The organism is Roseofilum sp. (assembly GCF_982964205.1).
In genome coordinates this window covers 1-15592 of record NZ_CEZBFX010000114.1, presented here as the reverse complement: position 1 = coordinate 15592, position 15592 = coordinate 1, and the positions used below count along the sequence as shown (strand labels likewise).

Below are 15592 nucleotides of genomic sequence, written 5' to 3'. Positions count from 1 at the left end.
AATCCCTTATCTTAATTCCTATCTTGATTCGGCAGAGTGACAAAAGAGGGGTATCTTGTTTGGAGGGCTACAGGTCTTGAGAATAGCTCACTCATCTCTATGGCCCTTTTTCCAGATTTGATATTATTAATTGAACTGACTTGCCAGATCTTAATGTTCCCATCTGCTCCACCACTGACTAAGAGATCGCCTTTGGGACTAAAGGCAAGGGATAGGACTTCGCCCTGATGATCTCGGAGTAAGCCGATACTTTCTTGGGTTTCTAGGTTCCAGATTTGAATGGTGCGATCGCCGCCACCACTAGCTAAAATCTTACCATCGGGACTCACCGCCAAGGCTCTAACTTCTCCCGGATGCAGCAGAGTCAGTTGTACAGCTCCAGAAGCTAAGTCACGGATGAATATTTGGCTACTTTGAGCGACAATAAACTGTTGATTATCGGGCATAAAGACCAAGGCTCCCACGGCAGAGTGGGTAATTTTCGGCAGCATTTTATCCTGAAGATTTACCAAATTCACTTGATAGAGATTGCCTGTATCTGTACCGGCAATTAAAGTTTTTTGATCGGGACTGAGTGCCAAACGGTTTACCCATCCGGTTTCCCAGGCAAAGGTTAAGCGGCGAAAGCCATTATATAAGTCCCATAATTTGACCGTGCGATCGCGACTGCCTGTGGCTAAAATCTTATACTGATTACTAATCGCCAAGGTCACTACTCCTTGCAATCCCTCCTGGGGTTTGATTTGCCATTGTTGGTTATTCGTGAGATCCCACAGTTTCAATCCATTATCGCTACGACTGGCACTAGCTAAGAGTTTGCCATCGGGACTCAAGGCAATTTCACTGACTGCATAGGAACCGCGCTGATCCTGATGAGCTTCCAGGGTTTGGGTTGGATTTCCACTCGGTAGTTCCCACAGTCTAACTGTACCATCCATACCATTACTTGCTAAAACTTGACCATTGGGACTAATGGCGATCGCGTTAATGGGTTCTTTCTGGGAATCAATGGTATGTAGACGACGAATATGCAGATTCCCTTGCTTGAGTTCCAGTTTCTGGGCGGCACGAAACCCCATTTCGCCGATCCGGGTTTGGTTTCCATACCAAACCCCCGCTACCGCTAAACTTAAGACGAAAATTCCTGCCAATAAAGGATGCAAAGAAGGTCGCCGTCGATCGCGCCAAGAGGCTTGCATCACTGGAATTGTCCCTCCTCCTCCTCCTGTATTCTGAGGATAACCAGACGTGGAGGGAGGGAGTGGCGTAAAATTAGACCATCCTGGAGCCGTTGAAGGGGCATTAGATACCCGATTATATCCCCAATGATGGGCAGGTGCCGGTTGAATGGGAATCTTCTTGCGGTTAACCGGTTTGAGGTGAAGTCCTCGCTGTACCGCCCCTTGAGAGGGAAAGGGATCGCGACCCTTTAATCGTTGAGTGCGATCGCACCAAGGACAGCGATCCAAATGACTGCCATAGCGATGTTGATCGTTTTTGCTACAAGTGATTAAATCCCGTTCTGCATCCTGGAGCGCCAACTGCCACACTTTAGCATCCGGGCGTACATGGGGATTATCAAATCCCTCCTCAAAACAGCGCCGAAACAACACTTGTAGTTTGGGATATAACAGAGTAAATGGGGGAGATACGGGCATAGGTGTTAAAGGAACCGATCGCCTGCCATGGGGAAAATAACCCTGAGCAATGCGTTGGGCGATCGCCGGAGGATCTCCAGGCAATTTATACACCCCTGCAAAGGGATGGGTTCCCTCCATCAACAACTGAAAAATCAACACCGCTAATCCAAAACAATCCTGTTCTGGAGTCCGGTCTAAATTGCCAAACGCTTGACCTTGTAACTCTGGAGGCGTAAATTCTGGCTTACCGACTGGACAGCGATAAACTTCTTTTGTTTCTGGATGTTTTACCTGAATGGAGTCCATATCCACCAGGGTAATTAGGGTCGTTTCCGTGACTAAAATATTCGATTCATTGATATCTCCAATCACATAACCCCGCTCGTGCAAACTCTTCAGAGCGCCCGCCAAATTTCTCGCGGTTCGATGCAAACGGGAATATTCAAACCAAGGCCATTGGGTACGGCGAGTTTTGGGATTATATAAATCAATAATTGGTCGCATTTCACTAATGCGCGGCATCAGAAACCCCACCACCTGTTGCTTCTGATTGAACAGCAAATCTTCTGGCCAAGCGAAAGAAAGATGATTTTGGTTTGCTGTGGGATTATTGGGCGGATTTTCTAACATGGCCGTTAACTTCAGACCATATTCCGGTTTGAGTTTATGATAAACCTTAGCGACCTGGGTCTTATCTTCGCTGAGTCCGTAGACCTTAGCTTCACCACCAACCCCTAATTCTGTGGCCGCTTGTAAATCTATCCATTCTTGATTTGATTGGCGTTGAAGCTTCATAATCCATTTATCTTAAGAAAAGGAAAAAATATTAATGATTAATGGTTAATTATTAATTGACTTCAGGCTACCTAAAACTATAGTCAGGTCGTCATCCGTCCGTTCCGTAATACGCGGATGAGAGAGAAAACCCTGAAGTTCACTCTCGGCTGCTTGAGAATCCTCCATTTGATCGACAAACCGAAACAGAGGAGTAAAGAACGGAGCATGGGGCGTACCTTCTGGTAATTTTAAGGCTAATCGTTGTAGACCATCTGAGAAGAGGGCAAAATGGGCAATCTCCCCTTCCCAAACCTTAATTTGGGCACTTTCTAAGGCGTTGGGAGAAATTAAAAACGTGGTTTCATTTGCATATTCTCCGTTTTCTGGCTGGGTCAGTGCAGTAATATGGCCTTGACGATCGCCAATTACGACTGCTCCATCTCCTATCTGTGCTACAGCAACCTCCTGGGAACTGGCAACCAAAATTAATAATGTCGTCGCTAACTGACGCACCTCCACATCACGGGTTAAGCTTTCAGCGGCGATCGCATTTTGGGCATGTTCTAAAACCTCTCCCAGCAGAGGTTCCCAACAGACCTCTGACTGTTCTGCCGCTAATCGATCCCATTGGCGCTTAATCTGCTCTACCGCAGTCCTCGTCGCCACTTGCGCTCCTACATCCGACAAGGATGCCGAACCTGCCCCATCTGCTACTGCTGCCACTACCAGCCCTGGGCCTAGAATATCCCAAGCATGGGCATCTTGGCAGGGTTGTCCTCGCTTTTGATGACTCGTCCCTAAAACCGAACTGGCGATCGCTTGCCACCCATTCAAAGGAGATAAGATATGGTCAGGATCGTGGGGAATGGGGGTTTGCAGATCTCCAGAAAGGGTACTCATGGTCATTGGTTCGTTCAGCGCATGGATAGTTACCCCTAATTCTGTCATTCTCAAGGCAGGGAAGCAATAACTGAGTAATGAGTATCGCATCCGAAAACAACGTTAAGGATCTTATTGACATGGAATTTAAATCCTATTGTGGTCTTACTCCTGCTCACCCTATCCCCTAACTGCCATGATATTGCGCTTAACAACTTTCTTGAGCAACGGGTCTCTCTATGGCTTCACTTTACTGGGACTGCTGACCTAGTCGAAATAAACTATTTCAGTGCTATAACTGCTGGGTCCGTTTCCTGGAGATCGCCCTGGCTGTTGCTCTGCTCGTTATCATAGGAGTGTCAGCACTGGGGGAACAGCCGCCGATCCAATCTCCGCCCCTAGAGCCAAACCAGTTAAAAGCCCTCACTGCTGGACTCAGTGAAGCTCGCCAGGGATTTCGCTCGCTTCCTGGTGTTGCTTCGGAAGTGGAACAAATTAGTCATGAGATTAATACTCGCGTGTTGCTCGATCGGACATTTACGGCTGAGGAACTGAAAAAAGCAATTCAGGAAACTCCTTTTCCCATTGTTCATTTAGCCACTCATGGTCAGTTTAGCAGCGATGCAGAAGAGACATTTATCTTAACCTGGGATAGTCAGATTAATGTTCGAGAACTCGATACATTGGTCAAGTCGCGATCGCAACCGTTGCAAAACCCCATTGAATTACTCGTACTCAGTGCGTGCAAAACAGCACAAGGTGATGAGCGGGCAATTTTAGGATTAGCAGGGGTTGCCTTGTGATCGGGAGCTAGAAGCACTCTGGCTACATTATGGGCTGTCCGAGATCGATCCACTGCTGAGTTTATGGTTTATTTTTACCAATACTTAAATCAACCCGGAATGAGTCAAGCCAAGGCCCTCCAACAAGCTCAAATTAACCTATTGCACACTAAATATCATCATCCCATTTACTGGGCACCCTTCGTAATGGTCGGTAATTGGCTTTAATCGATTACATTCTAACTCAATGTAGTAATTTTAATACTTGGTATTAAGAGCTGAAAATTTCTTCGATCGTTAAAGTCAGGATAATATCCCATTAACCTTAACCCCTTAATTTCTTAGACAAGGAATTAATTTTAGGAGCATTAACTCGTGGGACTCATTAATGGGACGGTTAACAATGACATTATTATCGGAACACCACAGAATGATGGCATTAATCTGCTAGCTGGCAACGATCTAGGGTTCGGATTAGACGGTAATGACTTCATTTTTGGTGATGAAGGCATTGATATTCTAGTGGGAAATCGAGGAGACGATACCTTAATCGGGGGTGCAGGCAATGACTTCCTCTTTGGCGGCCAAAATAGCGATGTCCTCTTCGGTGCAAGCGGAAATGATAGCCTCATTGGGAACCGAGGTGATGACCAACTCAACGGCAATACTGGCGATGATGCAGTCTACGGCGGACAAGGGAATGATGTAGTTCGCGGTGGTCAAGGGAACGATGCGGTCTTTGGTGATATTGGTAATGATGTTCTGTACGGAGATTTAGGCAACAACAGCTTAACGGGAGGGGCAGGTCAAGATATCTTTGTTGTTGGCGTTGGTGTACAAACCCTGGTTGACTTTAATAACGGTTTAGACCAAATTGGATTAGCTAACGGACTCTCCTTCAGTAACCTCAACATTGCTCAAGGAAGCGGAACCAGTACTGTTATTCGTGATACCAGTGGACAAATTATCGCTACCATTCAAGGCGTAAATGCTGACCAAATTGATAGCAGCGACTTCACCACCAGCAGTACCCCTATCCCTACTCCTTCTCCAACTCGAACTCCTACAGGTTTACCCAATCCTAGTCCTAGTCCAAGCCCTACCCCTACACCAGTGGGAGGTCCGGTGACCTTTACCTTGCAACTATTGCACACAGCAGACCAAGAAGCTGGCTTACCTGCTATTGAGGATGCTGTAAACTTCTCAGCCATCTTCAATGCTCTAGCTGATGACTTTCCCAATACTCTCAAACTCACCTCTGGAGACCTCTACATCCCTGGCCCCTTCTTTAGCACCAGCGACGAAATTTATGGTGAAGGGGGAATTGGAGATATCCTCATCAATAATGCTCTCGGCTTCCAGGCTGCGGCATTGGGAAACCATGAATTTGACTTCGGCCCTGGTACAGTACAAACCCTTATTCAAGCCAACAATACCATTACCACGGGCGCAGGTATTGGAGCTAATGGATACCTGGGGACACAGTTCCCCTATTTGAGTAGCAACTTGGACTTCAGCACTGAAGCCACTCTAAGTGGTTTAGTCATTCCTTCAGCACAAGCTCCTCAACCTAATAGCATTAGTAAAAGCGTCGTTCTCAACGTTGGTGGCGAACGCGTTGGGGTCGTCGGTGCAACCACCCCCACCCTCGACACCATCTCTTCTCCCGGAGACGTTGGTGTTAATCCAGCTAACGCTAATGATATCAATGCTCTAGCTGCCATAATTCAACAAAGCGTTGATGAATTAGTTGCACAAGGCATTAACAAAATTGTTCTACTGGCTCACATGCAGCAGATTAGCATTGAAGAACAACTGGCTGGTTTGCTCAATAACGTTGATATTGTTATGGCTGGTGGCTCTAACACCATTATCGCCAATGCCGACGATCCCCTGCGTGCTGGAGATACCAGTGCTGGAGTCTATCCGAAGCAATTTACTTCTCCTAGTGGTGAACCGGTTTATGTGATTAACACTGATGGCAATTATCGTTATGTGGGTCGTTTAGTTGCTGGGTTTGATGCTAACGGAATCATCAGCCAAGTGCTTGATGAAAGTGGTGCGTATGCGACGGATGCGGCAGGAGTTAACCGAGTTTATGGTAGAACGGTTAATCCTCAAGATGTGGCTGACCCCACTGTAGTGGCGGTTACTCAGGCGATCAATGACATTGCCACAGCTAAAGACAGTAACCTTTTTGGTAATACGAGTGTTTTCTTAGAAGGACGGCGCTCTCAAGTCCGGACAGAAGAAACGAACCTAGGCAGTTTAACGGCTGATGCCAACTTAATTGTCGCTCGCCAAACTGACTCCACGGTAGTGGCTTCTCTGAAAAATGGGGGAGGCATTCGCGATAATATCGGACAAGCGATTATTCCCCCGGGAGGAACTGGAGGATTAGAATTTTCTCCTCCTCTTGCTAACCCCCTCGCCAATAAGCAAGAAGGGGATGTCTCCCAACTGGATATCGAGAATACCTTACGGTTTAATAATAGTCTGACCATTGTTCCTCTAACCGCAACACAACTCAAAGAAATCGCCGAACATGGAGTTTCTGATACTGCACCAGGGAATACTCCCGGACGGTTCCCCCAAATTTCTGGGATGGCGTTTAGTTTTGATGGCTCTCAAGCTGTAAACAGTCGAGTCCGCTCTCTCGCCATTAAAGATGACCAGGGGAATACAGTGGATGTGGTTGTCGAAAATGGCAGCATTGTGGGAGACGCTAACCGCACTATTAAGGTGGCGACTCTTGGTTTCCTGGCGGGTGGAGGCGATGGCTATCCTTTCCCTCAAGGCAATCAAACACCCTTACCTGAAGCTACAACAGGCAACGCCACTTTTACCACAGATAACCGAGAACAAGATGCCTTAGCAGAGCATTTAGCGGCCAACTATGACACGACTTCCTTCAATAGTGCTGAAACTCCTGCTTCTGGAGATACCCGGATTCAAGATATAGCGAGAGTTGCTGCTGATACGGTTCTCAACGGAACCAGTATTGGTATTGCTGGAGATGGGAACAATACGATTAACGGCGATGGCAATGCCAATGTGTTGGTCGGTCACTCTGGTGTTGATAATATTACTGGCAATGGAGGCAACGATATCATTGCTGGTGGCTTAGGCAATGATAACCTGACTGGAAGTACTGGGGATGATGTCTTCGTGTTTGCAGCTCCTGGAGATGGCAGTGATACTATTACTGATTTTGGTAACGGTTCAGATACCATCCGCGTGTTTGCCTCTCAATTTACTGGACTCACGGCGGGCGCAACTCCCACATTAACCCAGTCTGCAACTGCTGTAGGAACGACAGCTCAGTTTCTCTACAGTGGTGGCATTCTCAGTTTCGATTCTGACGGTACGGGGGCAACGGCAGCGCAGACTCTGGCAACGCTAACGGGTTCTCCAGCTTTAGCAGCGAGTCAAATTATCGTTCTGTAAGAGGGCACTATTCAACTCTATAATATTGCGATCGCGGCCAGGAGCTGACTTGTTTCAGGCTCTTGAGGATAGAGATCGGTCCATGGGGGTGATCTCTATCCTCTTTTTCTGTAATTTACTTCACCTACTTCTACCTATTGGGTCACTTAATTAACGGACATCAGACACTTCTAATCGTGATAAGTTTCACATAAAAAAAACGTCTGCATCACTCCTTTTTCTCGGAAAAATAGCGATGATAAAAGTGTCGAGAGGGAAACACCTCACTACTGTTCCAGGAGTTCATTAATGTCTGCTGTATCTACCATAAAATCCACCTTAATTACTTCCGCTGTTATTCTTACTTCTGGTGTTTTATTTAATCCTAATGCGGCACAAGCGGCGGCACTCAAGGGAGGTTTCCAAATCAACAATGCTGATACGACAATTAACTTAAGTAATGAAGGGATTGATTTCACGAATGGGCTAACCGATCCCCTAGGGGAAGTTGGAGTTACTGCTGCAACTGGAAACTTTGATGATTTTGGTAGTGCTTTTATTAAAGATATCAACTTCTCTGAGACCAGCATCGCCAACTTTCTAGATTTAAGTGCGGGTGCACCTGGAAGTAATAGTGCTGATGGGGTCTCTACCTTTGATTTAACCAATCATTCGGGACTACAAGTTAGTCAAACTGTTTCAGGTATTCTAGGTATCAACTTCGGGTTTTCTGGATTTTTTACCAGTGACGATAATCAAACTTCCTTGGGAACAGGAGTTCTCACCTTCCAGTTGGCTGAAGCTGGGATTACGGTTGAAAGTTTTCAACGTCGGTTAGAGGGCGGCGAAACTTTTGAGGGGATTACATTCTCTGGCGCTGCATTTGCCGCTCAACCCGTTCCGGAATCTTCCACTACAGTTGGATTACTGGCAGTGGCAGGAATGGCTTCCTTCATGCTCCGCAAGCGGTTAGCCTAAAGTCTATGCTCTGATTTCCTAAACGGATATAAGTTTGTTAAGTTTGCTCCTTTCTGTGTTGTGTGCCCTGCTTTTAGCAGGGTTTTTTAATGATTGATGATTCAATGGATTAAAGTGCATAGATATCTCGTCCTCGTCCCAAGGCATAGCGCAGGGAGTGGGGTAAGTCTTTGCTCGATTGGGTTAAGAACAGCAATAAACCTAAAATGAGAATGAGGGTAATACAGATAAAGATGGTTTGATAGGAGAAGGCTTGGGCAATCATACCAGCGATGGGTCCAGCGAGGGCGATTCCTAGATCGAAACCTCCTAAACACAGACCAAATAAGCGTCCTCGTTCATGGGGATAGGCGCGATCGGCGACAATGGCGGAAGTGGTGGGAATTAAGAGACCAAAACCTGCTCCTTCAATGCATCCAGAGAGTAAAAAGAGCCAGGCTGTATCGGCGAAGGTGAGCATAAACATGGAGATCCCGTAGAGGGAGATGCTAAGGGTAATAAAGATGCCTCGGCCGATGCGATCGCTCAAAGGACCAGCTACCAAACGAATACCAAAGCTGGTAATGGCAGCAGCGGTAAAAAACAATCCAGCATTGAAGTTGACTCCAGTTGCCTGAATTAAGAGAGAAATAAAGGCAGTCATGGCTCCAAATGCTAGACCGACATGCAAAAGAACTAGACTTAAAATCCGAATTCGGGGACTCAGAAGTAAGCGCCATAATCCAGGTTGAATAGCAGTTGAAGAGTCTGTTTTGTCTAGGTTATCAGTTCGCCTTTTTTCTTGAACTTGAGTCATAATTAAAAAGGCTAGGAATCCGAAGCTACCAGTTAAGATAAACAGATATTCATTGCCAAAGGCTTGCTGTACAAATCCTCCTAAAGCTGGGCCAAAGGACACACCAACCGGATTAATCAAGCTCATGTAACCCAGAACTTCACCCCGATTTTTAGGGGGGGTTAGATCTGTCACCAGAGCAATATATCCAGTGGTAAAGGAGGCTAAACTAATGCCATGGAAACTCCGCACCATCATCAGGGAGGGAACAGAGTTTACTAAGAGATAACAGAGGGGAGCGAGACCACAAACGGCTGTACCGATGAGAATCACCCGTTTACGACTGTGGCGATCGGCGATCGCTCCAATGTAAGGTCGAGCTAATAATAGGCCGATGGCAAAAGCTCCCATGACAAAGCCTAATTGTTGATCCGCTATCCCCAGCGATCGCAGATAAAGCGGTAAAGTAGGCAACAAAGAGCCGATACTTGACCAAAACAGCAAACCCGCTGCAAACATCAACAGCAGGTTTTTTCGTTCACTGGTGCTCAGGGTTAGAAAGACCTTCATATATTCCCCTAGGATCAACCCTTCTTAGTATAATCATGGAGTTCCTATCCTGGGGAAAAGAAAAAAACAGGGCATGATTGCCCTGGGAGTGAAGATGGAGTTGGAAACGATGGAAACTACAAAATGTTGTTAGACAACTTGGCGAGAAACTAACTTTTCTAAATCAGCTTGCGTTTCTTGAAGGAGCTGTTCGCGACTATCAGCAGCATGTTTATAGTTGGGGAGGAGATTACGAGCTTGTAGCGCCATGTGAAGTTGGAGATGGGCCACGTACTCACTGAAGTCTTCACTATGCAAAGAGTTGTGGGTTAGGTTCCGCTCTGAAGTCAAGGTGTTCTCCTGCCGTTATGCTCTTAGGGTTTGCCAACAGGATAGAGCCTACCATGGCTTGATTTTTGCAGTGAACCTTTTGCAATGAAGCTTAACGATCGCCGCCAAGATGAGTTACAAAATGTAATGCTAGATCTCAGGGACAACGTCAAGAAACCCTTATTTCCACTGAGGCTTCCTGAGAGAATAGTCAATTTTTTCTCAATACACCCTGGGAAATGGGAAGTGCAATCTGAAACTCTGCTCCCCCTCCGACTTCAGACATACAAGATAAGCTTCCTCCGTGTCGTTCCACCACAATTTGATAACTAATGGACAAGCCTAAACCGGTTCCTTGACCCACAGGTTTAGTCGTAAAAAAGGGATTAAACAATTGTTCTCTGATGGAAGCAGATATCCCTGGACCATTATCAGCGATTGTAATCATCACCCGATCTGGACTGGATAAGGAGGTGGTAATGGTTAAGGTCGGCAACTTTCCCTCGTCAGACTCAGAGGGGATCGTTCGGCAATTGTCTAGAGCATCAATGCCATTGGCTAAAATATTCATAAAAACCTGATTTAATTGCCCTGGATAGCATTCAATTTTAGGCAGTTCTCCATATTTTTTAATCACTTTAATTTCTTTTTGTTCTAATTTTTCTTTCAGATTATTTTGCAAAATTAATAAACTATTCTCAATTCCTTCATGCACATCAACCTCCTTAATTCCATCTTCATCCAGACGGGAAAAGTTTCGGAGTGAATCAACAATTTCTCGAATTCGTTCCGAGCCTAATTTCATCGAAGATAAAAGTTTCCGAAAATCAGGAAATATAAATTCCAATTCTATTCCTTCCATGAATTGTGTGATTTCACTTGGGGGTTCTGGGTAATATTTTTGGTACAACTCAATCAAAGTCAACAGATCTTGTGCATAGGTTTCTGCCGGTAAAATATTGCCATGGATAAAATTAATCGGATTATTGATTTCATGGGCAATTCCCGCTACCAATTGACCTAAGCCGGACATTTTTTCAGCTTGAATAAGTTGGCTTTGAGTAGCTCGTAGGTTTTTCAGGGCGACTTCTGCAGATTCTTTCGCCTGTTTGAGTTCTTCTTCTGCGACTTTGCGATCGCTAATATCGGTTCCCGTACTAATCACATATTGAATATAGCCTCGATCGTCAAGTAATACGGTATCCGACCAAGCGATTTGCCGTAAGCGTTTATCTTTGGTTATCCAAGAACTTTCATATTGAATCGGAAATTGTAAATTTGACTCTTGAGCATCAAAAGACTGGTCTTGAAATTGACTGAAGTTCGATTGAGCCGGTTGTCTATCATCATCTGCTAAGAATATCTCCCAAAAGAAACTATTCTTAACTTCTTTAAACGAATATAGTGTGGTTTGTTCGCAGGCACGGTTAAATCTCACAATTCTGCCTCGATCGTCTAAAACAAGAACCAAAGATCCAGCCGTATCTAGAATAGTGGAAACAAAAGTTTTTTCTGCTTCCAATACTTTAAATAACTTTCCTACTTGAGCTGTCATTTGATTAAATGCGGTAGCTAAAAGCCCTAATTCATCCGATTCTACAATCTCAACTTTAGTATCAAAATTCCCTTGACGAATTTCCAGGGCTGCTTCTGTCAAATGCTTAAGTGGAGAGAGAATACGATGGGCACGATAAAATCCAATCGCCATAGAAACCAGTGTAATAACAAACAAAGATATACTGGTAATCCATAACATTCTGGCGATCGGTGCATAAGCTTCATTAACTGGTAACTCAACCACTAACTTCCATTGCATACTGGGAATAGCAGTAGTTGCACCTAATACTTTTTGATCGTACAATCCTGAATAAATATTGAGTTGAGTCTTCTGCTGAGGGAAAAGATGCTTTAACAAATCCGGATTAGAAATGTGTTGAAATTCAAAGTTTTCTTCCATCATTCCTGTTTTAGCAACCATGATATTACGCTCGTCTAAAACATATGTATAGCCCGTTTTACCTACGGTGGTATTGGAAACGATTAATCCAAGAAAGCTTAAATCAATTTCAGCAATTAGTACACCATCAATTCGATCTTCTTCATTGCGAATCGGCACAGATAATATAGTTTGAGGTAGACCATTTTTTTGATTGATATGAACAGAAGTGAGATACCGATCGTTTTTATTAAAAGAGTAATTAAAAATCGGAGAGTTACTCATGTCCTGTCCCAAGTATATTTCTTTTTCCGGATTGAGAAAGACTAAATTAATTACTTTACCGTGACGATCGATAATGGCGACAGATTTATAGGCATTGTTAGAACGAATCAATCCTTCTAGTAAATTTTTTTGGTCTTTAATATCTAAACTTGTCAACCCTCTAATTGTTGATAAATACCCCAACTTTCTCTGGATATTATCTAAGTAGTTATTGATTTTATTGGCTGCTGATTCCGAACGTTTTTGTTGTAACTCTTGATTTTTTTCTAGCTCAGATTTAAAACTAAAATATCCCAGGATGCTGCCAGTGGTTAACACACTAACAACACCTATTAAAATTAGGCTATATCGGAGTTGAGTAGACAGAGAAAAAACTTTAGGGAAAACTTTATTGTTATGATCAAAAAAAAGATGTTTCATGGCAATTTTGAAAAACGTTATTTTCAAAGCTCACAAGAATGAATACTCTAGTCAGGGTTAAAACACTGAGAATACAAGTCAAAATAAATGATTGACGACGCATGTTGAAGGTGATTCTCTAAGTCGAGATACATCAGAGATCGCCTTCTACTCAGGCTCAATCGCAACTCAAATATCAGTACCATCTAGCTATTTTAGCTCACTAGTGTGAAAAAAATGTGAAGATTATTAAATCATTATTAAGATCTTATGGTCAGAAAAAAGCTATCATAGATGAAAATAGTCTACTAATCTCTATCGACTCTCTCTTACTTTAATCGAAAAAGATAGATTATTTTACTTTAAACAATTACGATCCTGGGAATGGGGAAGTATGAACAGACTTATTAATAAGAGTCTAGCTGGCGGGAAATATGGATGGGTTTATTCTCTAGTGGCGAGTACCCTGATGTATTTTAATGGTGGATTTGCTTCGCCAGCTTTCGCTCAATCGATTATTCCGGCACAAGATGGGGTAGGAACTATTGTTTCTCCAGGGAATAATCAACAGTTCAATATTCAAGGCGGAACGCAAGCTGGGCAAAACCTCTTCCATAGTTTCCAACAGTTTGGATTAACCCAGGGACAAATTGCTACCTTTATGGCTCAACCGGATATCCAAAATATTTTGGGTCGTGTGGTTGGTGGAGATCCTTCCATTATTAATGGATTAATTCAACTGAGTAATAGTACGGCTAACCTTTATTTAGTCAATCCTGCGGGGATTCTATTTGGCCCAAATTCCAGTTTAAATGTACCCGCAGACTTTTATGCAACAACAGCAACTTCAATAAGATTAGGAATCGATCAATGGTTTAATGTAGTGGGTTCTAATGATTGGAGTACCTTAACAGGAACACCTGCGGAATTTAAGTTTGAGGGGGCAAATCCTGGAAGTATTGTTAATCTGGGTAATTTACAAGTTAATGCACAGCAAACGCTAGGTTTAATTGGTGGTAATACGCTTAATTTTGGAACCCTATCCGCACCAAGGGGAAGTATTACGATCGCTGCGGTTCCGGGACAGAATTCGGTGCGGATCTCCCAAGATGGCCATCTATTAAGTTTAGATCTGCCTGTGAACTCGGAAAATACGAACTCTCAAGCCATTACCCCGTTAACACTTCCTGAACTGTTGACCAGCAGTAAACTGGATCATGCCAAAAGTTTAATGGTTAATTCCCAGGGACAGGTGGTGTTAACCGGATCGGGGATCGCGCTTCCAGATAGATCGGGAGTGGCGATCGCCTCCGGAACTCTCGATACTTCTAGTATAACCGGCGGAAATATAAATATTCTAGGCGATCGCGTTGGTATCATCGATGCTCAGATTAATGCTTCTGGAAACCAAGGTGGTGGAATCATCAACATTGGCGGTTCATTCCAAGGAAAGGGACCCCTTCCTAACAGTGAGTTTACCCTAGTGAGTGAAAACAGCATCATCAATGCTGATGCACTCCTCAATGGAGATGGGGGAAACATCGTCATCTGGAGCGATGACACCACCCAATTTTTCGGCAATACTAGCGCTAGAGGGGGGCAAAACTCCGGAAATGGAGGTTTTGTGGAAATTTCGGGTCTATTGTTCCTAGACTACCAAGGAACTGTAAACACCACTGCACCTCAAGGAAACACCGGAACCCTACTCCTTGACCCCACCAATATTGAAGTTGTTGGTGAAGGACTTACGAGCAACCTAGAAGATGTAGACCAATTTAGCGATCCAGACTTAGATGAACTTTTGAGTCTGACGACAATTAGTGTCAGTGCCATTAATAGTGCAGAAAGCAACGTCACCTTGCAAGCGAGTGAAAATATCACCTTCAGTGAAGCAGTTAATATGACCTTTGAATCTGTTGGACTCTCTGCTGAAGCTGGCACCTCTATAGAGGTTGCTGCAAGCATCACCACAAATAACGGCGATCTCACCCTTGATGCTCCCACCATTAACGTTAATGCTCCACTGAGTACAGGGGGAGGCTTGGTTTCCCTCAAAGATAGCACTGCATCAACTAACTCTTCTATTGATATTAATCAGAATATTAGTACCAATGGAGGAGATATTTTACTCGGTGGTGCAACGGCAGCAGATACTCCAAACATCGATGTGAATGCAGTGCTGAATACAGAAGGGGGTCAGTTTAGTGCGATCTCCAATCAGATTGCCACTGGAGATATTACCACCAGTGGCGGTACAGTCAATGTAACTGCTGATAGCACAATCTCCCTGGGCAGTATTGATACTTCTAGCACTACCAGTAATGGAGGCAATGTTACTTTAAACAGTTCCCAAAATATAGAAGTAACCTCAATCAATACCGAAGGGTCAACCACTGGAGGAAATGTTAACCTTACGGCTGATGGTTTTGTCCGCGTTACCGGAACCTTCAACGCCAGCAATAGTGAAACCGCCAGTATTTCAGCCGTTGGAGACACAGATGGTGGAAGAATCACAATTACCCATGGTGGAAATGGCACAACCCCTTTTATTGTCGGCGATGCCACCACCAATGGTACAGCAGGCGCGATTACCAGAGGCACGGGGATAGAATCAACGATCCGTATTACTAATGAATATCTAGAACCTCATACCCAGGATACAGAGAATATTCAAATCATCACGACTGCAACAAACCCAACAACAAACCCAACAACAAACCCAACAACAAGTGCCCCAGAAGCCCCTCCCAGCGATCCGACTCCTCCCCCCAGCGCAGAGCGTCCAACAGGAGAACAACCTCCAACAGGAGAACAACCTCCAACAGGAGAACAACCT

8 protein-coding genes and 1 pseudogene are annotated in these 15592 nt (G+C 44.4%); 4 read left to right on the top strand and 5 right to left on the bottom strand.

Translation table 11 applies throughout. The features are described from left to right. Positions 1-11: 11 nt before the first annotated feature. Both AC3A14_RS20500 and AC3A14_RS20495 read right to left on the bottom strand, forming a co-directional pair. Positions 12-2435, bottom strand: a complete 2424-nt coding sequence (locus tag AC3A14_RS20500) for a protein kinase domain-containing protein (protein WP_318733107.1) — start codon at positions 2433-2435, stop codon at positions 12-14. Positions 2436-2480: 45 nt separating this feature from the next. Further along, entirely contained in the window at positions 2481-3407 is a 927-nt protein-coding gene (locus AC3A14_RS20495; RefSeq protein ID WP_318736505.1) for a PP2C family serine/threonine-protein phosphatase, read from the bottom strand. A 245-nt stretch (positions 3408-3652) separates the two neighbouring features. On the opposite strand from AC3A14_RS20495, the pseudogene AC3A14_RS20490 reads away from it, so the two are divergent. The 3 genes and pseudogenes from AC3A14_RS20490 (at position 3653) to AC3A14_RS20480 (ending at position 8482) form a co-directional block, all read left to right on the top strand. Continuing rightward, a pseudogene (locus AC3A14_RS20490) lies at positions 3653-4306 on the top strand (CHAT domain-containing protein). A gap of 147 nt (positions 4307-4453) precedes the next feature. Next, positions 4454-7525: a 5'-nucleotidase C-terminal domain-containing protein gene (locus AC3A14_RS20485; RefSeq protein ID WP_318733109.1), complete on the top strand. Its 3072-nt coding sequence runs from the start codon at positions 4454-4456 to the stop codon at positions 7523-7525. 288 nt (positions 7526-7813) lie between these two features. Beyond that, complete coding sequence (locus AC3A14_RS20480) at positions 7814-8482, top strand: PEP-CTERM sorting domain-containing protein (RefSeq protein ID WP_318733110.1); 669 nt, start codon at positions 7814-7816, stop codon at positions 8480-8482. A gap of 109 nt (positions 8483-8591) precedes the next feature. Here AC3A14_RS20480 and AC3A14_RS20475 read toward each other — a convergent pair whose 3' ends face one another. The 3 genes from AC3A14_RS20475 to AC3A14_RS20465 all read right to left on the bottom strand — a co-directional run bounded on the left by AC3A14_RS20475 (position 8592) and on the right by AC3A14_RS20465 (position 12777). Continuing rightward, positions 8592-9827, bottom strand: a complete 1236-nt coding sequence (locus tag AC3A14_RS20475; protein WP_318733111.1) for an MFS transporter — start codon at positions 9825-9827, stop codon at positions 8592-8594. A 129-nt stretch (positions 9828-9956) separates the two neighbouring features. Further along, on the bottom strand, positions 9957-10157 hold the full coding sequence (locus tag AC3A14_RS20470; protein ID WP_318700475.1) for a hypothetical protein: 201 nt from the start codon (positions 10155-10157) through the stop codon (positions 9957-9959). 190 nt (positions 10158-10347) lie between these two features. Further along, positions 10348-12777 (bottom strand): cache domain-containing protein, encoded by a 2430-nt coding sequence (locus AC3A14_RS20465; RefSeq protein ID WP_487779135.1) that lies wholly within the window; start codon positions 12775-12777, stop codon positions 10348-10350. A gap of 373 nt (positions 12778-13150) precedes the next feature. Between AC3A14_RS20465 and AC3A14_RS20460 the strand changes: the two genes are divergently transcribed. Then, positions 13151-15592, top strand: a 2442-nt coding sequence (locus tag AC3A14_RS20460; protein WP_487779134.1) for a two-partner secretion domain-containing protein, incomplete at its 3' end; no start/stop codon positions are given.

Excerpts from the sequence above, each read along its gene's own strand:
- AC3A14_RS20480 (WP_318733110.1), top strand. The coding sequence starts at position 7,814 with ATGTCTGCTGTATCTACCATAAAATCCACCTTAATTACTTCCGCTGTT.
- AC3A14_RS20475 (WP_318733111.1), bottom strand. The coding sequence starts at position 9,827 with ATGAAGGTCTTTCTAACCCTGAGCACCAGTGAACGAAAAAACCTGCTG.
- AC3A14_RS20495 (WP_318736505.1), bottom strand. The coding sequence starts at position 3,407 with ATGCGATACTCATTACTCAGTTATTGCTTCCCTGCCTTGAGAATGACA.
- AC3A14_RS20465 (WP_487779135.1), bottom strand. The coding sequence starts at position 12,777 with ATGAAACATCTTTTTTTTGATCATAACAATAAAGTTTTCCCTAAAGTT.
- AC3A14_RS20500 (WP_318733107.1), bottom strand. The coding sequence starts at position 2,435 with ATGAAGCTTCAACGCCAATCAAATCAAGAATGGATAGATTTACAAGCG.